Genomic DNA, 19814 nt, shown 5'->3' with positions numbered 1-19814 from the left:
GGGCCAGCTCGCCGACGGTACCGATTAATTGATGTTTTCCGTTGTGCCGGTGAGGAATTCGCCTGCCGCCGGAGCGAGAAGATCGACATTCGGATTGTGGCTGAGCTTCGGGATTTCCTGGAACTCGGCGTCGGGGAGGACAGCGGCGATCGCTCTGGCGCCCTTGCGGAGTAACGCGTCGCTCTTGGCGCCCGCGATCACCAGCGTTTGGGCTTTGACGCCTACCCAGTCTTCGGGGCGGAGTGGTTCGCCGCGCATGAACTCGTGCATGACGGCCCAGTCGTGCGGGGTCGAGTTCGCGGTCGCCAACAGGTGCTTCCAGAACGGCGTGAAGCGCATGACGGTGACCAGCGCGCGGGGGACGCCCATCGCCTTGGTCATGTAGAAGCGCACGGTTTCGGCCCGGCGATCGGCGGCGACCAGTTCGTGCAGCGTCGTCGCCAGATCGGCGGCCGGGACGAAGCCGTCCTGGTCCACCACGAACGGCGGCTCGAAGGCGACGACCTTGGTGACTCCAAGGATCCGGCCGGAACCGGCCGCCCGCAGCGCCAGTGCCGCACCGGAGGACCAGCCGAACAGCGTCGCCGACCCGCCCGCCGCCTCGACCAGCGCGGCGATGTCGTCGATCTCGCGTTCGACGTCATAGCCGGTCGAGTCCCCGCTGTCGCCGCGGCCGCGCCGGTCGTAGTTGAGGACAGTGAGGCCGTACTGCTCGTTGAGCGCCTCGGCCAGCTCGACCATCTTGCCGAATTTCCGGTAGCCGAAGGCGCCACCGATCAGGATCACTGTTCCGGCGTGGCCCTCGTAGTGGTCGTACGCGATCACGGTTCCGTCGGCGGAGGTCACGGTCTCCACAACTGTCTCACTTTCGAAGAGGGTGTCGGCCAACGCTCGCGTTGGTGCCGGTGCCTATTCAGACGGTGCTGGGTGAATGGATTCATCGACGGCTGTGGCGACCGACCCGAACCCCGCGAAGTCTGTGATGCTGCTCACTATGCCGTTCCGGCGGCGGGCAGGCCCGTGAACGTTATGTACGGAAGTCGGCTCGCTCAGAACAGGGTTGGTTCACCGAACCCCGGGGTGCGTTCGATCTCCAGCAGCCGCTGCTTGGTGGTGACGCCGCCGGGAGCGGAGAAACCGGTCAGGGCATTGTCGGCGGCGAGCACCCGGTGGCACGGGATGATGAGGGGAATCGGATTGCGGCCCAAGGCTTGTCCGACCGCCTGCGCTGCACCCGGCGCGCCGATGCGATCGGCCACCTGGCCGTAGGTAAGGGTGCGTCCGGGAGCGATGGCGCGGGTCACGTCGTAGACGGCGCGGTGGAATTCCGGAATCCCGCTGGTGTCCAGGGGGATCCAGCGCAGGTCGTCGAGTTCGCCGGCCAGGTGGGCGCGAATGCCGGTGATGGCCTCGGCGATCACGCCGGTGGGGGTCTCTTCGCGGACCTCGTCGTCCGGCAGGCCGGCGCGGCGGCGCGTGATGCGCGCACGGGTTGCGGCCGGGCTTGCCTCGGGGAGCTGGAACCGGATCACGGTCGCACCGCTCCACGCGATCGCGCAGATGCCGATCGTGGTGTCGAAGAGTGTTGCCTCGGCGGGCAGGCAACTGGGGTCGATCATGGTGTCAGTGTGCACCGACGGGCCGACAAATCCAGACATGTCAGTCCAGTTTTGCTCAACTGGCCTTACGGTGGATCGGCGTCATCGTCGGCCGTGCCGGGGCGGCCTTCGACTCGGTGTCGTCGGCTTCCCACATGCTCGACAGCGGCGCATCCGGCGCATCCCTGCGCCCGTAGATCGCGGTCAGATCCGCATAGCGCCGCTGCTCATCGTAATACGATGAGGGCCAGTCGGACATCGGCGAACGCGGGTGGAACCGTTCCAGGCGGAAGGCCCGTTCGGCGCCTTTCGGTATATAGCGATAGATCAGGTAGCCGAAGACGACCACGATGATCACGCTGACGAATGTGCTCATCTTGCTAGCGTGCGCGCGACTGGTCTTGCTTTAAATATCCACTCCCTCAATACTGGACCTTATGGCGACGCGAGTTATCGGAGCGGGCACCCTGGCTCGTGACCTGGGCCGGTGGCGGAATGTGAACGACGACGGCGAGATCGAATCGTCTCGGCGTCCCGCGCGCCCGGCGTATCTCGCGCTGGCCGAGGGCATTCGGCTGCTGATCCATGACGGACGGGCACCGCTCGGTGTCGCGCTGCCCAGCGAACGCGATCTCGCGGCCACCCTCGGGGTCAGTCGCACGACGATCACCTCCACCTACTCCCTGCTCCGCGAGAACGGCTACCTGATCAGCCGCCAGGGCTCGCGCAGCACCGTGGCCCTGCCGCGCGACGTGCAGCACGACGGCAGCAAACCGGCCAGGAGCATCCTGGCGATGATGGCGGCTTCCGAGCTGCCGACCATCGACATGACCTATGCCGCGATGGCCGCGCCGATGGAAATGCAGGAGGCGTATTCGGTTGCGCTGGAGGGTCTTCCGGCCTACCTCGGCACCCACGGCATGGACCCGGTCGGCGTGCTCGCGCTGCGTGAGGCGATCGCCCGTCGCTTCACCGAGCGCGGTCTGCCCACCGAGCCGGATCAGATCCTGGTCACCCTCGGCGCCCAGCACGGCCTGCGTTTGCTGCTCAATGTCCTCACCGCGCCCGCCGCCCGGGTGCTCATCGACCATCCCACCTACCCGAACGCCATCGAGGCGATCCGGGACGTCGGCGCCAGGCCGGTGCCGGTGCCGCTGCGCCCCGAGTTGCCGGAGCAGGGCTGGGATCTGGACGGAATCCGCAGTGCCGCAAGGCAGACCGCGGCGAGCCTGGCCTACCTGGTGCCGGACTTCAACAACCCGACCGGCCTGCTGCTCGACGCGGAGGGGCGCGCGGAACTGGCCGCCATCGCCAGGGAAACCAGGATGACCGTGGTGATCGACGAGTCGATGGCCGATCTACGCCTGGCCGGCCAGGCCCAGCAGCCGCCGGTCGCCGCCTTCGCCAAGGGCAACGAGATCGTCACCATCGGTTCGGCTTCGAAGTCGTTCTGGGGCGGCCTGCGGGTCGGCTGGATCCGCACCAATCAGCCGCTGATCACCAAACTGCTCGGCATCCGCTCCACGGTCGACCTCGGCACCCCGGTGATGGACCAGCTGGCCACCGTCCACCTGCTGGCTAACGCGGGCACCATCCTCGACCGCCGTCGCGATCAACTGCGTGCCCAGCGCGCCGCGCTGATCGACGCTGTCGCCGAAGAACTTCCGGACTGGCGCCTCAATTACGGCGCGGGCGGCATGTCCGTCTGGGCGCAGCTGCCCGCCCCCGTGTCCACCGCGCTGGCCGCCACCGCGCCCAACCATGGCGTATTGCTCGCTGCCGGGCCGCGATTCGGGGTCCAGGGCGCCTTCGAACGCTTTATCCGCCTGCCTTTCACGCACCAGGAACCCGAACTCCGGTTGGCGGTCAAGGCGATTGCCGCGGCCTATGACGCGCTGACACCGCGCGCCGCCGATCCGCTGCAGCCGCTCACCTGCTACTGATTCAGCGCTACTGATTCGGCCCTGCGCGAATGCTAAGGCATCCCAAGGACTTTCGGTTGGCAGCTGCCGAGCAGGCCGAGGGACAGTGCTGCCTACTGGCGTCGGCCGGTGCCCACGCCACCGAGGAGGGTGTCGATGACCCGCCCCGCCAGGGTATCCGGGTCGGTGGACCGGTCCAGTTCCGTGTTCCCGTGCACGGTCTCGGCGATCAGCGCGAGGTAGACCCGGCGCACCCAGACCGGGTCGGCATCGGCGGCGATCAGGCCGTCCGCGCGCGCCCTGGCCAGCACCGCATCGCATTTCGCGAAGACGGCCGTCTGTAGGGCGGCGACCTCGGAGTCGGTGCTGTCGACGCGGTCGAGTGCGTACGACGCCCCGTACTTGATCTCGATGACATTCGCGGTGGCCTGATGCAGCGCGACCAGTGGCGGTGCCGTCTGCGGCCGCGCGGCATCCACCGCCGCCTCGATCCGTCGCCACGCGGCGACGGCCATGGTGCGCACCAGGTCGTCGCGGTTGGCGAAGCGACGGTGCACGGTGGTCCTGGCGACTCCGGCGGCCTCGGCGATCTGTTCCAGTGTCGCGTTGGGGTTCTCGCTCAACACTCGCTCCGCCGCATCCAGGATGACGCGGACGGTGCGTTCGGCGTCGGCGCGCAATGGTCGGGCCGAGGTGGACGGCATCGGGGCTCCTCTTCGCTGAGATCTCCTCGACATAGTACATGTGAGCTGCCGTTTCTCTACTAACTGCAACATTGGAGTTGCAGTTAGTAGAAATTCAGCTACTCTCATGTTGCAATCAACGTGAGGAGTCAGACATGACAAGCTCAGGAAAAACCGCTCTCATCACCGGCGCATCGTCGGGTATCGGCGCGGAGTACGCTGCCGCCTTGGCCGCCCGCGGCGACGACCTCGTGCTGGTCGCCCGATCGCTGTCGCGGCTGGAAGCCCTTGCCGCACAACTGCGCCAGCGGCACGGCATCCGTGTCGAGGTGATCGGCCAAGACCTCACCGTGCCCGACGCCGCCGCCCGGGTGGTGAACGAGCTTGCCGCACGGCAACTTTCGATCGACGTGCTGATCAACAACGCGGGCTTCGGCAGCGCGGGCCGTTTCGAAGACCTCGACGCCGATCGCGAGCAGGCGCAACTGATGATCAATGTCGTTGCGCTGGCGGGGCTTACCCGTCGACTGCTGCCGGGCATGCTCGAGCGCGGCGGCGGCGAAATCATCAACGTCGCGTCGACCGCCGGTTTGCAGCCCGCCCCGTATTTCGCGACGTACGCCTCCGGAAAGGCATTCGTGCTGAACTTCAGCCTGGCGCTGTGGAGCGAATATCATGGCCGCGGCATCAAAGTCCTCGCGGTCTGCCCCGGCCCGACGGAGACTCCGTTCTTCGAAACCGTCGGTACCCGCGACGCGGCCCTCGGCCGCATGGGAACCGCCGCCCAGGTGGTCCGGACCTCGCTGCGCGCACTGGAACGCAACAAGGGCTACGTCGTTCCTGGCGCGGCGAACTTCGCTGCCGCACACTTGATGCCGCGGCGCCCACGAACCCTGGTCGCCCGGATCGCCAAGCTGGTTACTCGCGGCGTGGCCGACGGCGGCCGTCCGATCAGCGCGGAGCCCGCTTCGGTCGCCGCCTGATTCGACTCCGACGCGTTGATATGCAAAGGCCCCGGGTGTCGACCCGGGGCCCTCTACAGCCGAGAAATCAGCTCGCCCAAACGGATTCGATCGGCGTCGCCTCCGTGGGTGGCGGCGTGGGGATGCCGTTCGGGGTGCGCGAGAAGCGCGGGGCGGGCGCGTGCTGGGTGATGTTGTCGACCTCGATCAACGAGCCACGGGCCGCGATGTGTTCGTCCTTGGTGGCTTCCTCGAAGGTGAGAACCGGCGAGACGCACGCGTCGGTGCCGACGAAGATCGCCGCCCACTCGTCCCGGGTCTTGGACCGGAAGCGTTCCGCGAAAAGCTTTTTCAGCGTTTCCTGGCCCGCCGGATCGATCTGATAGGGCAGACCGTCGGGGTCGATTTCCAGGCCCGCCAGCAGCTGCGCGTAGAACTGCGGCTCGATGGCGCCGACCGCCATGTACTTGCCGTCGGCGGTTTCGTAGGTGTCGTAGAACGACATTCCGGTGTCGAGCAGGTTCACGCCGCGCTCGTCGGACCACGCGCCGTGCCCGCGCATGCCCCAGATCATGTGCGAAAGGGCAAGTGCGCCATCGACCATGGCGGCATCGACGACCTGTCCCTTACCCGAGCTCTGCCGCTCGACCAGCGCGGCGAGCAGGCCGAACACCAAGAACATCGAGCCGCCACCGAAGTCGCCGACCATGTTCAGCGGCGGCACCGGGCGCTCACCCTTGCGGCCGATGGCGTGCAGCACGCCGGTGATGGAGATGTAGTTGATGTCGTGTCCGGCGCGATCGGCGAGCGGGCCCTCCTGGCCCCACCCGGTCATCCGGCCATAGACCAGTCGTGGGTTGCGGGCGAGTGCGGCGTCCGGGCCGAGCCCCATGCGTTCGGTCACGCCAGGCCGGAAGCCCTCGATGAGCACGTCCGCCTTCTCGATCAGCCCGAGCACCCTCTCGATGTCGGCCGGGTCCTTCAGATTGGCCTCGACGATGGTCCGCCCGCGCAGTTGCGGGCGGTCGAATCCGCCGGGCAACTGGCCTGCGCGCTGGACCCGGACCACGTCGGCGCCCAGGTCGGCCAGCAGCAGAGCGGCGTGTGGACCTGGGCCGATGCCGGCCAGCTCGATGACCTTGATGCCCGCGAGCGGGCCCTTGACGGCGGTGGATGGAGTGCTCACGCGCTACCTCGGTTCGTCGTTGATCCAGCGCACCGGCGTCCCGGCGCTCCCGTCCGGAGCGGCCCGGCGGGTGTATTGACAGTATGACAATAACTTCGCACCGTCCTCTCGCACCCTTCGCTGTGCACCGGGCAACCCGGTACGTCACAATCCCAGCAGCGCGACAATCGCGGAGCGTCCGGTGAGCCAGCGCAGTGAGGTGGAGTCATGAGACAGCGCGCGCCGCGCACGACGGACCCGAGCGCGGGCGAGGTGCGGTCATGACGGTCGGGGGCGAGGTTCTCATCGGCCTGGTCATCCTCGTCGGCCTGCTCGGCGTCATCATCCCGGTCCTGCCCGGCGTCATCCTGATCCTCGCCGCCATCGGCGTCTGGGCCTTCCTGACCGGCGGCGCGACCGCATGGACCGTCTTTGCCGTCAGCGCCGCCCTGCTGGTCCTGTCCGGTGTCATCAAATACACCTGGCCCGGCCGCAAGATGAAGGACGCGGGCGTCGCCAACCGCTCCCTCGTACTCGGCGCGGTCCTCGGCATCATCGGCTTCTTCGTCATCCCCGTGCTAGGCCTGTTCGTCGGCTTCGTCCTCGGCGTGTACCTCGCCGAACTCCACCGCCTCCGCATCCCCCAACAGGCCTGGCAGGCAACCCTGCACGCCCTCAAAGGCGTAGGCCTGTCAATCCTGATAGAACTCTTCGGCGCCCTCCTCGCCACCGCCGTCTGGCTGATCGGCGCCATCGCCACCTAGGCCGCGCTCTCGACTGCGGTACAGCGTGCGTACGCCAACCGCGTTGCCTACCAGCGCTACTCGATGACGGGCAGCGGAATGGTGTCTGCCGCTTGGAGTTTGGGGAGGGTGTCGCGGCGGATGGGGAGGGTCGGCTGGTCGCTGTGGTGCAGCGGGCGGGTGGGGGCCGGGTCGGCGGGGAGGGGGCGGACCCGGGCGGGGAGGCGGTAGAAGGCGCGGGCGTTGTCCTCGAGGACGGCGAACATGTCGGTGCCGACGACGTCGCAGATGAGGTCGACGTCGGAGTCCCGGAAGGGGCGGCCCGCGCGGGTGCCCGGCAGGTCGGTGCCGAACATCAGGGCCTCGGGGTTGACCGCGTGGATGCGGCGCAGGGTGTCGGCGACGTTCATCGCAACCCGACCGAAGCCCGTTGCCTTCACCCGCGCGCCGCGGTCGACCAGATCGAGCAGGTAGGGCAGGCCCTCCTCGGACATGCCGAGGTGGTCGACGGCGAAGACGGGAAGTTTGGAGATGACCGGCTGCAGCGAGGCCAGCATCTGGCCGTCGATGTAGACCTCGACGTGCCAGCCGACGAGTTCGTGCGCGCGCAGCGCCTGCAGGGTCATGCCGGTGATGTCCGCGGCGGCCCGCTTCAGATTGAAGCGCAGGCCGCGGACGCCGATGCGGTCCAGTTCGATGATCTCGTCGTCGGTGGCGTCCAGGTCGAGCCTGGTGACACCGACCCAGCCCGCACCGAGTTCGGCGAGGGCCGCCTTCAGATAGGTCTGGTCGGTGCCCTGAAAGGAACCACTGACCACGGCACCGCCGCCGACATCGAAGCGCGACATGCGCTTTCGATAGTCGGCGATGGTGAACGGGTCGGGCAGGTAGCCCTCGTTCTCGAACCGCGGGAACCGCGGATCGAAGATGTGGAGATGGGCATCGAACACCTGTACAGAATGCCTCAGGAAAACTAATTCTGCTGTCGCGGAGGTAACAGATTCTTCCCGAGCAGGCTCAGACCTTGTGCGGCTCGCTGGCCCGCAGCATGTCTTCCCGCTCGACCACCTTGACGCGCTCGCGGCCCTCAGGCTCGCCGAGCGAACGCTCGTGCGCGTCGAGGCGGTACCAGCCCTGCCAGGTGGTGAACGGAATGCCCTTGCTCTCCAGGAACTCGGTGACGGCGTCCAGCTCCGGCCGCGCGGCCGGGGTGAAGTTCGCGCTGTCGTCGAGCAGGCAGGCCACCGTCTCGTTGGCGTCGCCCTTGGTGTGGCCGATGAGGCCGACCGGGCCGCGCTTGATCCAGCCGGTGACGTAGGTGGCCGGGATGTAGCGGTCCGCGCCGTCGGCGTTCTCGTCGGCGATGACGCGCCCCGCCTCGTTGGGCACGGTGCCCGCCTGGTCGTCGAACGGCAGGTTGGTCAGGTTCTGCGACAGGTAGCCGACGGCCCGGTAGACCGCCTGCACGTCCCATTCCTTGAACACGCCGGTGCCCTTGACGTTGCCGGTGCCGTCGAGCTGGGTGCGCTCGGTGCGCAGGCCGACCACCTTGCCGTTCTCGCCGAGGATCTCGGCGGGCGACTCGAAGAAGTGCAGGAACAGCTTGTGTGGCCGGTCGCCGACGTCGCGAATCGCCCACTGCTCCAGCGTGTTGGCGATCATGTCGACCTGCTTGGAGTGGCGGCGCGCGGCCTCGGAGCCCTCGTCGTATTCGATGTCCTCGGGATCGACGATGACCTCGATGGTCGGCGAGTGGTCCAGTTCGCGCAGCTCCAGTGGGGTGAACTTGGCCTGTGCCGGGCCACGGCGGCCGAACACGTGCACCTCGAGCGCCTTGTTGGCCTTGAGGCCCGCGTAGACGTTCGGCGGGATCTCGGTCGGCAGCAGCTCGTCACCGGTCTTGGCCAGCACCCGCGCCACATCGAGTGCGACGTTGCCGACGCCGAGCACGGCGACCTTCTCCGCGTCCAGCGGCCAGGTGCGCGGGACGTCCGGGTGACCGTCGTACCAGGACACGAAGTCCGCGGCGCCGTAGGAGCCGTCCAGGCCGATGCCAGGGATGCCAAGCGCGCGGTCGGCGTTGGCGCCGGTGGAGAAGATGACCGCGTCGTAGAACGTGCGCAGATCATCGAGGGTGATGTCGGTGCCGTAGTCGATGTTGCCGAGCAGGCGCACCTGCGGCTTGTCGAGGACCTTGTGCAGGGCGGTGATGATGCCCTTGATGCGCGGATGGTCCGGCGCGACGCCGTAGCGGATCAGCCCGAACGGCGCGGGCATGCGCTCGAACAGGTCGATGCTCACCTCGGCATCGGACTTCATCAAGGCGTCGGCGGCGTAGATCCCGGCCGGTCCGGCGCCAACGATCGCGATGCGGAGCGGGCGGCTCGCTGCATTCTGTTCGGTCATCTTTTACGCGCACCCTTATGGTCGAGAACAATTACGGCGTCTTCCTTAGCCTAGGCTAAGTTACGCGCTGGCTGGTTGCACCTGTCGATGCGGACACTGAGGGTGTCGGCTCGTGGCCACCCCAGTCGCGGCTATGACAGCAGGCCGCAGTCCCGCGATTCTATCGGTGACGACGCGGACGGCCCTCGGCGGTGCGCGAACTGAGTGGATGCCACCCGGCCCGTTCTGTCCGGGTTACCCGACCCGGCGAGGCTGATCCTCGCGTTGTCGAGCGCACTTCACCGCGTACTGCCGTGCGGGGCGGGGGCGATCGCCGGATAACCCTGCCGACCAGGGATCATCGTCGTATGAGCGATCAGCAGTCACCCGCGGAAGACGAAGTCATCGTGGTCGATCAGACCGACAAGCGTTCGGTGGCGCCGTTCGTCGCGGCCGCCGTGCTCGCGGTGATCGTGCTCGTCGCGATCACCATCGGCGGGGTGCTGTCGCCCGCTGAGAAAAATGTCACAGAATCGGACAAGATCGCCGCCGCGGTGCGCAACTTCGTCGACGGCTCCAACAGCACTGAGATGGTGCCTCCACCAGGCACGGGATGCCCGGGCTTCGATCCGAAACGATCCCCGCTGGCGGGTCGGTCCGGCGCCGGAAAGACCGTGGAAATCACGAAACTCGTCGATCCGATGGTCGATGGCGACCGGGCGAAGGCCACGGTCACTACCAAGGTCGACGGCGACGAGTCGACCGCGACCTGGAATCTGACCCGGTCCGGCGACAAATGGCTGGTCTGTAATTGAGCATTCTCATACCGTGAGCAGCCGTTTGACAGGGTGACCCTTGTCCAGGCAATCTCAGCAGAAGGTCATGAGAACCAGTGTCAAGCCCCGGCAATACTGGTCGGCAACCCTCCTCCGCGGTGGGGTGCTCCGGGTGACGACCTGGCCGTGCGTCAAACCCGAGCGCGGCAAGTGCGGATTCTAGGAGGGTCCATATGAGTTATGCCGGTGACATCACCCCGCAGCAGGCCTGGGAATTGTTGCGGGACAACCCGGAAGCCGTTCTGGTCGATGTGCGTACCGAGGCCGAGTGGAAGTTCGTCGGCGTGCCCGACACCAGTTCGATCGAGCGCCCCACGGTGCTGATCGAGTGGGTCGACACCACCGGGACGCGCAACAGCGAGTTCACCGAGCAGCTGGTCACGGCGCTCGACGGACACAATCCGGACGCCCCGGTGATCTTCCTGTGTCGGTCCGGGCAGCGCTCCATCGGCGCGGCGATCGCCGCGACGCAGGCCGGGTTCGCCACCTCCTACAACGTGCTCGAGGGCTTCGAAGGCCCGGTCGACGAGCACGGGCACCGCGGCGGCAGTGGCTGGCGTGCCCTCGGCTTGCCCTGGCGGCAGTCATGAACTGCTGTCTGATCAACGCGTTGTCGCGGAGCTCTGTCGTCGGGAGGCAGTCGTGATCACCGGTGGTGCGTTCGACAAGCCGCTGCCCGACGGCGTCGGTCCCGCGACGCTCGGCGTGCGAGGAGGGTTGCGGCGCTCCGGTTTCGAGGAAACCAGCGAGGCGCTGTACCTGACGTCCGGTTTCGTCTACGAGAGTGCGGAGGCCGCCGAGGCCGCGTTCACCGGCGACGTCGAGCATTTCGTCTACTCCCGCTACGGCAACCCGACGGTCGCCATGTTCGAGGAGCGGATGCGGCTGCTCGACGGTGCCGAAGCGTGTTTCGCGACCGCGAGCGGAATGTCCGCGGTATTCACCGCTTTGGGCGCGCTGCTCGGCGCCGGTGATCGACTTGTGGCCGCGCGCAGCCTGTTCGGGTCCTGCTTCGTGGTGTGCAACGAGATCCTGCCGCGCTGGGGAGTGGAGACCGTCTTCGTCGACGGCGAGGATCTGGGCCAGTGGGAGCAGGCACTGTCCGTGCCCACCAAGGCGGTGTTCTTCGAGACACCGGCCAATCCCATGCAGACCCTCGTCGACGTGCGCCGGGTCACCGAGCTCGCGCACGCCGCGGGCGCGAAAGTGGTGCTGGACAACGTCTTTGCCACACCGCTGCTGCAGCGGGGCTTCGAACTCGGCGCCGACGTGGTCGTCTACTCGGGCACCAAGCACATCGACGGCCAGGGTCGGGTGCTCGGCGGGGCCATCCTCGGCGAGAAGGACTACATCGAGGGTCCGGTGAAAACCCTGATGCGCCATACCGGTCCGGCGCTCAGCCCGTTCAATGCGTGGACCCTGCTCAAGGGCTTGGAGACAATGCCGCTGCGGGTGCGTCATTCGACCGAGTCCGCGCTGCGCATCGCCCGCTACCTGGAGACCAACAAGGCCGTCAGCTGGGTGAAATACCCCTTCCTGGAATCACATCCGCAACACGGCCTGGCCACCAGCCAGATGAGCGCGGGCGGCACCGTGGTCACCTTCGAACTGAACGCGCCCGCGCACGAAGCCAAGAAGCGCGCGTTCGAAGTCCTCAACCGCCTCCGCATCGTCGACATCTCCAACAACCTCGGCGATGCCAAGTCCCTGATCACCCACCCCGCCACCACAACCCACCGCGCGATGGGCCCGGAAGGCCGCGCCACCATCGGCCTCACCGACGGCGTAGTCCGCATCTCGGTAGGCCTGGAGGACGTCGAAGATCTCCTCGCCGACCTCGACCGCGCGCTGAGTTAGCACCCCACAGAAGACTCCACACGTTTCACAGCGGGTTGATGGTCCTGTGAAACGTGTGGACCGTCTGTGAAGTTCAGGCCAGGGCGCGCAGGCGGGGGGCGAGGTCGCGCTGGAACAGGTCGAGGAAGCGACGCTGGTCGTGGCCGGGGGCGTGGAAGACCAGGTGGTTGAGGCCGGCGTCGAGGTAGGGCTTGATGAGGTCGACGGCCTGGTCGGGGTCGCTGGCGACGATCCAGCGCTTGGCGATCTGTTCGATCGGCAGTGCGTCGGCGGCGGCTTCCATCTCGATCGGGTCGGTGATGCTGTGCTTCTGTTCCGGAGTCAGGCTCAGCGGTGCCCAGAAGCGCGTGTTCTCCAGGGCCAGTTCGGGATCGGTGTCGTAGGAGATCTTGATTTCGATCATCCGATCGATGTCGTCGACGGTGCGGCCTGCCTTGGCGGCGCCCTCGGCGACTGCGGGCATCAGTTTCTCGGTGTAGAGCTCCATGCCCTTGCCGGAGGTGCAGATGAAGCCGTCACCCGCACGTCCCGCGTAGCGTGCGACGAGCGGACCGCCTGCGGCCACGTAGACCGGGATGCCGCCCTTGGGCACGTCGTAGATGGACGCGCCGACGGTGTTGTAGTACTCGCCGCTGAAGTCGACGCGGTCACCGGTCCACAGGGCGCGCATCAGGTCGACCGCCTCGCGCAGACGCGCGAAACGTTCCTTGAATTCCGGCCATTCGCCCTTGTAGCCGGTGGCGATCTCGTTCAGCGCCTCGCCGGTGCCGACACCGAGCATGATCCGATCGGGGTACAGACAACCCATCGTGGCGAAGGCCTGTGCGATCACCGCCGGGTTGTAGCGGAAGGTGGGGGTGAGCACCGAGGTGCCGAGTTGAATCCGTTGGGTGCGTTCGCCGACCGCCGCCATCCAGGCCAGCGAGAACGGTGCGTGCCCGCCCTTGTGCCGCCACGGCTGGAAGTGGTCGCTCACGGTGGCGCTGTCGAGGCCGTGTTCCTCGGCCAGCACCGCGATTTCCACCAGTTCCCGCGGCCCGAACTGTTCCGCCGACGCCTTGTACCCGAGCTTGAGATCACCCATGCGCGCCACTCCTGTCGCTTCGCTGCACACCTGTGCGGGCATTCCCGCACACCGTTTTCGGCCGCAGACACGCCGCGGTCATGCCTCGCACAACCGCCGCGGGCCCGCGAACGTTCCCGTGCCTCGGCGGTCGCATGAACACTGTCCGCCGCTTTCGCGCACGCGCAATGCGGCCGTCTCCGACCATAGTCAGCCAGGCCGTGCGATGTGGGAAGGGCCGCACCCTCGGCCTTGCGCCAGGAACGTGTTCAATAGGCGTACCTCCGCATTCGCTCCGGTCATGCGCGATCTATGGACGGACTGACGTCCGGCTGCGCCTGTTCTGCGTACCTCCGCATTCACTCCGGCCATGCGCGATCTGCGGACGGACTGACGTCCGGCTGCGCCTGTTCTGCGTACCTCCGCATTCACTCCGGCCGTGCGCGGTCTACGGAGGGACTGACGTCCGGCTGCGCCTGTTCTGCGTACCTCCGCATTCGCTCCGGCCATGCGCGTCTACGGGCGGACTGACGTCCGGCTGCGTCCGTAGTGGGACAATTGTCTGGTGACCGATGACGAACCGATCCTGTCCTATCTGACCGACATGGATGGGGTGCTGGTGCATGAGGACCAACTGGTGCCCGGCGCCGATGAGTTCCTCGCCGAGCTGCGCGCCAACGAGACCCCGTTCCTGGTGCTGACCAACAATTCCATTCGCACCCCGCGTGACCTGCAGGCCAGGTTGCGGCACACCGGACTCGACATCCCGGAGGAGGCCATCTGGACCTCCGCCCTGGCCACCGCCACCTTCCTCGATGATCAGCGCCCCAACGGAACCGCCTATGTGGTCGGCGAATCCGGTCTCACCACGGCGTTGCACGAGATCGGCTACGTGCTCACCGACAGCAACCCCGACTACGTGGTGCTCGGCGAAACCCGCAACTATTCCTTCGAGGCGATCACCACCGCGATCCGCCTGATCGAGCGCGGCGCGAGCTTCATCGCCACCAATCCCGACCCGACCGGCCCGTCCCGCGACGGCTCGCTGCCCGCGACCGGTTCGGTCGCCGCGCTGATCACCCGCGCCACCGGCCGCGACCCGTACTACGTCGGCAAGCCGAACCCGCTGATGATGCGTTCGGCGCTGCGCCGGATCGGCGCACACTCCCAGTCCACGGTCATGATCGGCGACCGAATGGACACCGACGTCATCTCCGGCTTGGAGGCGGGCATGCGCACCATCCTGGTCACCACCGGCATCTCCACCCGCGCCTCCGTCGAGGCCTACCCCTACCGCCCCACCATGGTCCTCGACTCCGTAGCCGACCTCGTCGGCCGAACCAAAGACCCGTTCGCATGATCAACGGGACATGACCGAGGCATTCGCGAGTGCGGCCGCGGTCATGTCCCGTTGACCGTGCGGTGTCACGGCTCTTGGGTGGTGAGGGCATCGAGGGCCGTGGACAGGCGGGTGAGGGCGTCGACGGTCGCGGCGAGCTGTTCGTGCCCGAGTTCGGCCACCAGCCGCTTGGACACCACCGCGTGCTGCGGAGTGATGCGATGCACCGCTTCGCGGCCCGCGTCGGTGACCGCGACGAGCTTGGCGCGGCGATGCGCGGGGTTCGGACGGTACTCGGCAAGTCCCTTGTCCACCAACAGGTCCGCGATGCGTTGCACGCTTTGCCGGGTGATGCCCATTTCCCTGGCGATGCCCGCCACCGGCAGCGGGGCGGGCAGCACCGCGCCGAGCACCTGCCACCACGCCGCCGTGAGACCGGCCGGGCGCGCCAATTCCTCGGCGATCGCGAGGAACTGGCCGTTCAATCGAAACGATGTGATGGCGGCCGTAGCGAACAACTCCTGTTCGGTCCTGGTCACGTGCACCTCCCTGGCGATCCGGCCGCTCGACCGGATCGCCGTGTGATTCTTCCTCAACCGACGTGCGCACCCGACCGCTGCTCTTCGTACTCGGCGAGAACGGCCCAGCCCGCCGGGTCGGAGTGCCCGTACAACCGGTACCACCCATCGAGCACGTGCGGCTCGTATACGCCGAGCCTGCCGAGCGCTTCGCGGGCGAATTCGAACGGGGCGGTGCCGCTTGCCGTGATCAGATCGCCGTCGGTCACCGCGGCTTCCTCGACGTAGTTGTCGGCGCCCGCGTATCCGCTGTAGAGCAGGAACTCCCTGACGTTGCTGGTGTGCTTGCGCGTGTCGAGCAGACCCGCCCTGGCCAGCCCGAGGGTCGCACCGCAGATCGCCGCGACCGGAACGCCTGCCTCGAGGAACGCGCGCGCCTTACGTGCGAACGGCATCAGCTCCTCGGTATCCCACGTATCCGCGCCCGCCAGGATCAGCATCGCGCTCTCGGCCGGTGCGAGATCGGCCAGTGCCATGTCCGGCACGATCCGCATACCGCCGAGTGTGGTGATCGGGTCCCTGGTCAGCCCAACAGTTTTCGTCTGCCACGTGCCCGGTTCCCGCTGCCATGTCTCCCGGTTGACGTGCGCCGTCGTGGCGCCGATCTCCCAATCGGAGAAGGTGTCGTAGACGGCCACATGAACTGTTTTCTTGGTCATGACAGTATGCTGTCATAGTTGACAGCATACTGTCAAGAGTTGCGATGAACCTAGCGTTAAGCTGGGGGTATGCGGATCTCGGTTGCTGCGGACGAGCGCGTCGGAGTGGCTCAGGAGTTGGTCGAAGAGCTGGCCCGGCGCGGGCACGAGACGGTGTTGCACGGAGCGCTCGTGGACGCCGAACGGGACGACTGGGCGTGGGCGAGCGAGGCGGCTGCCCGTGATGTCGCGGCGGGCCGCGCCGAACAGGGCATCGTGTGCTGCTGGACCGGAACCGGCGCCTCGATCGCCGCCAACAAGGTCGCGGGCATCCGCGCGGCACTCTGTGGCGATGCGGCGACGGCCAAGGGTGCTCGTCAGTGGAACGATGCGAATGTTCTTGCGCTGAGCCTGCGTTCGACGTCAAGTGCGGAACTTCAGGAAATACTCGACGCCTGGTTTACGGCGGAGCCGAGCGTCGAAGTCGACGACCGGGCGAATATCGCCCATTTGTCCAAGATCGAGCGCACCCGCGAACACTGAATCTCAGGTATTCGCCCTTGTCCGACCGCTATCTGACTCGAGAATGTTTGGTAATGAGCGGTTACTGCGGCCCGATGTAGTGATGTGAGTCACCCAGCCGTTGGCTGGCTATCAATCATCGGAGTATCAGTGCAATACCGCCTCAGCGGTCTCGGTTTTCTCGTCGGCGCGAGCGCGTTCGTCGTACTCGTCAGTGGCTGCTCGGGGCAGGCTGCTTCACCGTCCCGGACATCCCAAACTCTCACCGCCACAACATCAGTCAGCTCTACGAGCCACCCCCCGACCACTACGACCGGTCTGCCGACCACGACAAGTGCGCCGACATCGACCACGGCCATTCCGCCCGCCACGAGCATCGGCCCGGTGCCGACCACGGCGTTCGTGCCGAGGACCACGGCGGCGCTGCGCCCGCCGCCCGCTCCGGCACCGTTGGTCGCTCCGCCCCCAGCAAGCAATCCCGACCCGGTCTGCGGGCCGGACTCCTACATCAACTCCCGCGGCAACTGCGTCCGCAGACCGGTAGAGGCGCCCTCCGCACCGGCCGGGGCCACCGCGAAGTGCAACGACGGCACCTATTCCTTCAGCCAGAGCCGCCGCGGTACCTGCTCAGGCCATGGCGGAGTCGCCAGCTGGCTGTGAGTCTGCGCGGCTACGCCCGGTGGAGGGCGAAGATGCGGAGGTCGCGGGTGGTGCGGTCGCGGTAGGCGGCGTAGGCGCCGGTGATGTCGACGAAGCGGGCGAAGATCGCGTCCTTGTCTTCGGGCTCGACGAGGGTGGCGCGGACCGGGATGCGGTGGCCCGCGATGGCGACGGTCGCGTCCGGGTTGGCCAGGAGATTCGCGGTCCAGGCGGGGTGGCGTTGCTGACCGAAGTTGCTGCCGATCACGTAGAGCACGTCGCCGTCGTGCACGTAGAGCAGCGGCTGGGTGCGCGGCTGACCGGATTTGCGGCCGATGGTGGTGAGCAGGATCACCGGAGCGCCGATCGGGCCGAGCACGGTGTATTTGGCATCGGTGCGCTCGAGCAGGGCGCGGTCCAGCGGGGTGATCTTGCGAATGCACCAGGAACCGGGCTTGGTAGCGGCGAATTTGTTCGCTACCCGGGACAGTACGTTGGTGCGCGAACCCCACTGCCGGTTCGGAAACTGCTCAGCCATGCCCGGACTATAGCGGTGCCGCGATGGGCCTGTCGCAGGCCGACTTTCCCCGGTGAGCGCGTGGATAACGCAGCGAGGATCGGTCGCGCACCCACCCGGTCGGCGCCGACGCCAGGTCTGCCCGGAATACGCGGAGGGGCGGACGAGCCAGCCCGGTAGCCGCTTGTTCACTAAGCTCTCGGGCATGGCCGATCATGCTCCCTCCACCGTGTATATCGCCTCGCCCGAGGGTGACACCGGGAAGTCGACGGTGGCGCTGGGGGCGCTGCAGATGCTGTGTGCGACCACCGCGCGGGTCGGTGTGTTCCGGCCGATCACCAGGTCGACCACCGAACCCGACTACATCCTCGAGCTGCTGCTCGAGCACAGCACCGCCGACATCGACTACGCGCAGGCCACCGGTGTCACCTACGAGCAGGTGCACGCCGATCCTGACGCGGCGATCAGCGAGATCGTGATGCGTTTCCATGAGGTCGCGAAGGTATGCGACGCGGTGGTGGTGGTCGGCAGTGATTACACCGATGTCGCCAGCCCCAGCGAACTCCGCTTCAACGCCAGGATCGCGGTGAACCTTGGAGCGCCGGTGCTGCTGGTGGTTCGCGGCTCGGGTCGCACCGCGGCCGAGGTGAAGCATCTGGCCGAACTGTGTGCGAGCGAACTCGCCCTCGAGCACGCGCAACTGGTCGCGATCATCGCCAACCGTTGCGATCCGGGCAAGCTCGACGAGATCGGTTCCGCGTTGCGGAAATTCCCGGTGCCCTCGTGGACGCTGCCCGAGGTACCGCTGCTGATCTCGCCCACCATGGCCGAGCTGTGTAGCGCCATCGACGGCGAAATGTACAGCGGCGACCCGGAATTGCTGCAGCGCGAGGCGCTGAAGATCATGGTCGGCGGCATGACGGCCGAGCACATTCTGGAGCGGCTGGTCGACGGCGTCGTGGTGATCGCGCCGGGCGACCGCTCCGACGTATTGCTCAGCGTCGTGAACGCCCATGAGGCCGAAGGCTTTCCGTCGTTGTCCGGCATCATCATGAACGGCGGCATGAAGCCGCATCCCGCGGTGGCGCGGCTGATGACCGGCCTGAAGCCGAAGCTGCCCATTCTCACCACCGAACTCGGTACCTACGACACCGCCAGTGCCGCATACCGCACCCGTGGCCGGATGTCGGCGGGCAGCCCGCGCAAGGTCGATACGGCACTCGCGCTGATGGAGGAGCACGTCGACGCCGCGGAGTTGTTGCGGCGCATCGAAGTTCCGCTCACCACCGTGGTGACCCCGCAGATGTTCGAATACCAGCTCATCGAACGCGCCAGGGCCGACCGCAAACGCATCGTGCTGCCCGAGGGCGACGACGACCGCATCCTGCGCGCGGCGGGCCGGGTGCTGCAACGCAAGATCGCCGACCTGGTGATCCTCGGTGACGAGCAGTCGGTCCGGGCTCGCGCCGCCGAACTCGGCGTCGACATCTCCGCCGCGCAGGTGCTCGATCCGCGCACCTCCGGCCACCTGGACGAGTTCGCCAAGGAGTACACCGAGCTGCGCAAGCACAAGGGCATGACCGTCGAGCGTGCCCGCGAAACCATGTCCGACATCTCGTATTTCGGCACAATGATGGTCTACAAGGGGATTGCCGACGGCATGGTGTCGGGTGCAGCGCACACCACGGCGCACACCATCCGGCCCTCGTTCGAGATCATCAAGACGGTGCCGGGGGTGTCCACCGTTTCCAGCGTGTTCCTCATGTGTCTGGCCGACCGGGTGCTCGCCTACGGCGACTGTGCGGTGGTCCCCGACCCGACGTCGGAGCAACTGGCCGATATCGCGATCTCCTCGGCGGGCACGGCCGCCCGGTTCGGCATCGAGCCGCGGATCGCCATGCTGTCCTACTCGACCGGCGAATCCGGCACCGGCGCGGACGTGGACAAGGTGCGGGTGGCGACCAAGCTGGTTCGCGAGCGGGCGCCGAAGCTGCCGGTGGAGGGCCCGATTCAATACGACGCGGCGATCGAGCCGACCGTGGCCACCACCAAGCTGCCGGATTCCGAAGTGGCCGGTCGCGCAACGGTATTCGTGTTTCCGGACCTCAATACCGGTAACAACACCTACAAGGCGGTGCAGCGCAGCGCGGGGGCGATCGCGATCGGTCCGGTGTTGCAGGGCTTGCGCAAGCCGGTCAACGATCTTTCCCGTGGGGCGTTGGTCGCCGACATCGTCAATACTGTGGCGATCACGGCGATCCAGGCGCAGGGCGAGTGACGGTGTCTTTCGGGACACAGCTGGGGCTCGACGCGGAACAGGCGACCCGCGACCGTGGTTGCTGAGGGAGTGCGGGTGTCCCGGAAGAC

21 protein-coding genes and 1 riboswitch are annotated in these 19814 nt (G+C 67.1%); of the genes, 10 read left to right on the top strand and 11 right to left on the bottom strand.

The window, feature by feature from the left end; genetic code table 11:
• Positions 1-24: 24 nt before the first annotated feature.
• From KV110_RS39220 to KV110_RS39210, 3 genes are all read right to left on the bottom strand, one after another.
• Positions 25-855, bottom strand: coding sequence for an alpha/beta fold hydrolase (locus tag KV110_RS39220; protein WP_218472140.1), 831 nt, complete (start codon positions 853-855; stop codon positions 25-27).
• A 194-nt stretch (positions 856-1049) separates the two neighbouring features.
• Positions 1050-1616, bottom strand: a complete 567-nt coding sequence (locus KV110_RS39215; RefSeq protein WP_218479447.1) for a methylated-DNA--[protein]-cysteine S-methyltransferase — start codon at positions 1614-1616, stop codon at positions 1050-1052.
• A 58-nt stretch (positions 1617-1674) separates the two neighbouring features.
• Positions 1675-1974 (bottom strand): hypothetical protein, encoded by a 300-nt coding sequence (locus KV110_RS39210; protein WP_218472139.1) that lies wholly within the window; start codon positions 1972-1974, stop codon positions 1675-1677.
• Positions 1975-2035: 61 nt separating this feature from the next.
• Between KV110_RS39210 and yczR the strand changes: the two genes are divergently transcribed.
• A complete protein-coding gene (yczR, locus tag KV110_RS39205) occupies positions 2036-3541 on the top strand; it encodes a MocR-like transcription factor YczR (RefSeq protein ID WP_218472138.1) in 1506 nt (501 codons plus the stop codon).
• 92 nt (positions 3542-3633) lie between these two features.
• Here yczR and KV110_RS39200 read toward each other — a convergent pair whose 3' ends face one another.
• Positions 3634-4224 carry a TetR/AcrR family transcriptional regulator gene (locus KV110_RS39200; RefSeq protein ID WP_218472137.1) on the bottom strand — a complete coding sequence of 197 codons (591 nt, stop codon included), beginning with the start codon at positions 4222-4224 and terminating at the stop codon, positions 3634-3636.
• Positions 4225-4358: 134 nt separating this feature from the next.
• On the opposite strand from KV110_RS39200, the gene KV110_RS39195 reads away from it, so the two are divergent.
• Positions 4359-5186 carry an SDR family NAD(P)-dependent oxidoreductase gene (locus tag KV110_RS39195; protein WP_218472136.1) on the top strand — a complete coding sequence of 276 codons (828 nt, stop codon included), beginning with the start codon at positions 4359-4361 and terminating at the stop codon, positions 5184-5186.
• Between the two features lie 67 nt (positions 5187-5253).
• On the opposite strand, the gene KV110_RS39190 is transcribed toward KV110_RS39195, so the two are convergent.
• The gene (locus KV110_RS39190; RefSeq protein WP_218472135.1) at positions 5254-6351 is read right to left on the bottom strand and encodes a CaiB/BaiF CoA transferase family protein; all 1098 of its coding nucleotides are present in this window, start codon (positions 6349-6351) and stop codon (positions 5254-5256) included.
• A gap of 260 nt (positions 6352-6611) precedes the next feature.
• Between KV110_RS39190 and KV110_RS39185 the strand changes: the two genes are divergently transcribed.
• Positions 6612-7094: a DUF456 domain-containing protein gene (locus tag KV110_RS39185; RefSeq protein ID WP_218472134.1), complete on the top strand. Its 483-nt coding sequence runs from the start codon at positions 6612-6614 to the stop codon at positions 7092-7094.
• A 56-nt stretch (positions 7095-7150) separates the two neighbouring features.
• On the opposite strand, the gene KV110_RS39180 is transcribed toward KV110_RS39185, so the two are convergent.
• On the bottom strand, positions 7151-8023 hold the full coding sequence (locus KV110_RS39180; RefSeq protein WP_218472133.1) for an amidohydrolase family protein: 873 nt from the start codon (positions 8021-8023) through the stop codon (positions 7151-7153).
• A 67-nt stretch (positions 8024-8090) separates the two neighbouring features.
• Positions 8091-9479: an FAD-dependent oxidoreductase gene (locus KV110_RS39175; RefSeq protein WP_218472132.1), complete on the bottom strand. Its 1389-nt coding sequence runs from the start codon at positions 9477-9479 to the stop codon at positions 8091-8093.
• 347 nt (positions 9480-9826) lie between these two features.
• On the opposite strand from KV110_RS39175, the gene KV110_RS39170 reads away from it, so the two are divergent.
• The 3 genes from KV110_RS39170 (at position 9827) to KV110_RS39160 (ending at position 12151) form a co-directional block, all read left to right on the top strand.
• A complete protein-coding gene (locus KV110_RS39170) occupies positions 9827-10273 on the top strand; it encodes an Rv0361 family membrane protein (RefSeq protein ID WP_218472131.1) in 447 nt (148 codons plus the stop codon).
• A 63-nt stretch (positions 10274-10336) separates the two neighbouring features.
• A riboswitch (SAM riboswitch) is annotated at positions 10337-10453 on the top strand.
• Positions 10454-10467: 14 nt separating this feature from the next.
• A complete protein-coding gene (locus KV110_RS39165) occupies positions 10468-10884 on the top strand; it encodes a rhodanese-like domain-containing protein (protein ID WP_218472130.1) in 417 nt (138 codons plus the stop codon).
• A gap of 52 nt (positions 10885-10936) precedes the next feature.
• Positions 10937-12151: an O-succinylhomoserine sulfhydrylase gene (locus KV110_RS39160; RefSeq protein WP_218472129.1), complete on the top strand. Its 1215-nt coding sequence runs from the start codon at positions 10937-10939 to the stop codon at positions 12149-12151.
• Between the two features lie 73 nt (positions 12152-12224).
• Here KV110_RS39160 and fgd read toward each other — a convergent pair whose 3' ends face one another.
• Entirely contained in the window at positions 12225-13235 is a 1011-nt protein-coding gene (gene fgd / locus KV110_RS39155; RefSeq protein ID WP_218472128.1) for a glucose-6-phosphate dehydrogenase (coenzyme-F420), read from the bottom strand.
• Positions 13236-13818: 583 nt separating this feature from the next.
• On the opposite strand from fgd, the gene KV110_RS39150 reads away from it, so the two are divergent.
• Positions 13819-14574, top strand: coding sequence for an HAD-IIA family hydrolase (locus tag KV110_RS39150; RefSeq protein WP_218479445.1), 756 nt, complete (start codon positions 13819-13821; stop codon positions 14572-14574).
• 65 nt (positions 14575-14639) lie between these two features.
• Here KV110_RS39150 and KV110_RS39145 read toward each other — a convergent pair whose 3' ends face one another.
• Both KV110_RS39145 and KV110_RS39140 read right to left on the bottom strand, forming a co-directional pair.
• Positions 14640-15092: a MarR family winged helix-turn-helix transcriptional regulator gene (locus KV110_RS39145; protein WP_218472127.1), complete on the bottom strand. Its 453-nt coding sequence runs from the start codon at positions 15090-15092 to the stop codon at positions 14640-14642.
• Between the two features lie 53 nt (positions 15093-15145).
• Positions 15146-15790: a type 1 glutamine amidotransferase family protein gene (locus tag KV110_RS39140; protein ID WP_218472126.1), complete on the bottom strand. Its 645-nt coding sequence runs from the start codon at positions 15788-15790 to the stop codon at positions 15146-15148.
• A gap of 69 nt (positions 15791-15859) precedes the next feature.
• Here KV110_RS39140 and KV110_RS39135 point away from each other — a divergent pair, with 69 nt between their 5' ends.
• On the top strand, positions 15860-16312 hold the full coding sequence (locus tag KV110_RS39135; RefSeq protein ID WP_218472125.1) for an RpiB/LacA/LacB family sugar-phosphate isomerase: 453 nt from the start codon (positions 15860-15862) through the stop codon (positions 16310-16312).
• A 363-nt stretch (positions 16313-16675) separates the two neighbouring features.
• Positions 16676-16951 carry a DUF3761 domain-containing protein gene (locus KV110_RS39130; protein WP_281427722.1) on the top strand — a complete coding sequence of 92 codons (276 nt, stop codon included), beginning with the start codon at positions 16676-16678 and terminating at the stop codon, positions 16949-16951.
• A 10-nt stretch (positions 16952-16961) separates the two neighbouring features.
• On the opposite strand, the gene KV110_RS39125 is transcribed toward KV110_RS39130, so the two are convergent.
• Positions 16962-17468 (bottom strand): nitroreductase family deazaflavin-dependent oxidoreductase, encoded by a 507-nt coding sequence (locus KV110_RS39125; protein ID WP_218472124.1) that lies wholly within the window; start codon positions 17466-17468, stop codon positions 16962-16964.
• 184 nt (positions 17469-17652) lie between these two features.
• Between KV110_RS39125 and pta the strand changes: the two genes are divergently transcribed.
• Entirely contained in the window at positions 17653-19725 is a 2073-nt protein-coding gene (gene pta, locus KV110_RS39120; protein ID WP_218472123.1) for a phosphate acetyltransferase, read from the top strand.
• The last annotated feature ends 89 nt before the right edge of the window (positions 19726-19814 follow it).

Origin of the sequence: Nocardia iowensis, from assembly GCF_019222765.1 — a bacterium.
GTDB lineage: Bacteria > Actinomycetota > Actinomycetes > Mycobacteriales > Mycobacteriaceae > Nocardia > Nocardia iowensis.
The sequence above is the reverse complement of the archived record's forward strand: the minus strand, read 5'-3'. Positions and strand labels throughout refer to the sequence as shown.

Excerpts from the sequence above, each read along its gene's own strand:
- KV110_RS39210 (WP_218472139.1), bottom strand. The coding sequence starts at position 1,974 with ATGAGCACATTCGTCAGCGTGATCATCGTGGTCGTCTTCGGCTACCTG.
- yczR (WP_218472138.1), top strand. The coding sequence starts at position 2,036 with ATGGCGACGCGAGTTATCGGAGCGGGCACCCTGGCTCGTGACCTGGGC.
- KV110_RS39200 (WP_218472137.1), bottom strand. The coding sequence starts at position 4,224 with ATGCCGTCCACCTCGGCCCGACCATTGCGCGCCGACGCCGAACGCACC.
- KV110_RS39195 (WP_218472136.1), top strand. The coding sequence starts at position 4,359 with ATGACAAGCTCAGGAAAAACCGCTCTCATCACCGGCGCATCGTCGGGT.
- KV110_RS39185 (WP_218472134.1), top strand. The coding sequence starts at position 6,612 with ATGACGGTCGGGGGCGAGGTTCTCATCGGCCTGGTCATCCTCGTCGGC.
- KV110_RS39175 (WP_218472132.1), bottom strand. The coding sequence starts at position 9,479 with ATGACCGAACAGAATGCAGCGAGCCGCCCGCTCCGCATCGCGATCGTT.
- KV110_RS39170 (WP_218472131.1), top strand. The coding sequence starts at position 9,827 with ATGAGCGATCAGCAGTCACCCGCGGAAGACGAAGTCATCGTGGTCGAT.
- KV110_RS39165 (WP_218472130.1), top strand. The coding sequence starts at position 10,468 with ATGAGTTATGCCGGTGACATCACCCCGCAGCAGGCCTGGGAATTGTTG.
- fgd (WP_218472128.1), bottom strand. The coding sequence starts at position 13,235 with ATGGGTGATCTCAAGCTCGGGTACAAGGCGTCGGCGGAACAGTTCGGG.
- KV110_RS39150 (WP_218479445.1), top strand. The coding sequence starts at position 13,819 with ATGGATGGGGTGCTGGTGCATGAGGACCAACTGGTGCCCGGCGCCGAT.
- KV110_RS39140 (WP_218472126.1), bottom strand. The coding sequence starts at position 15,790 with ATGACCAAGAAAACAGTTCATGTGGCCGTCTACGACACCTTCTCCGAT.
- KV110_RS39135 (WP_218472125.1), top strand. The coding sequence starts at position 15,860 with ATGCGGATCTCGGTTGCTGCGGACGAGCGCGTCGGAGTGGCTCAGGAG.
- KV110_RS39125 (WP_218472124.1), bottom strand. The coding sequence starts at position 17,468 with ATGGCTGAGCAGTTTCCGAACCGGCAGTGGGGTTCGCGCACCAACGTA.
- pta (WP_218472123.1), top strand. The coding sequence starts at position 17,653 with ATGGCCGATCATGCTCCCTCCACCGTGTATATCGCCTCGCCCGAGGGT.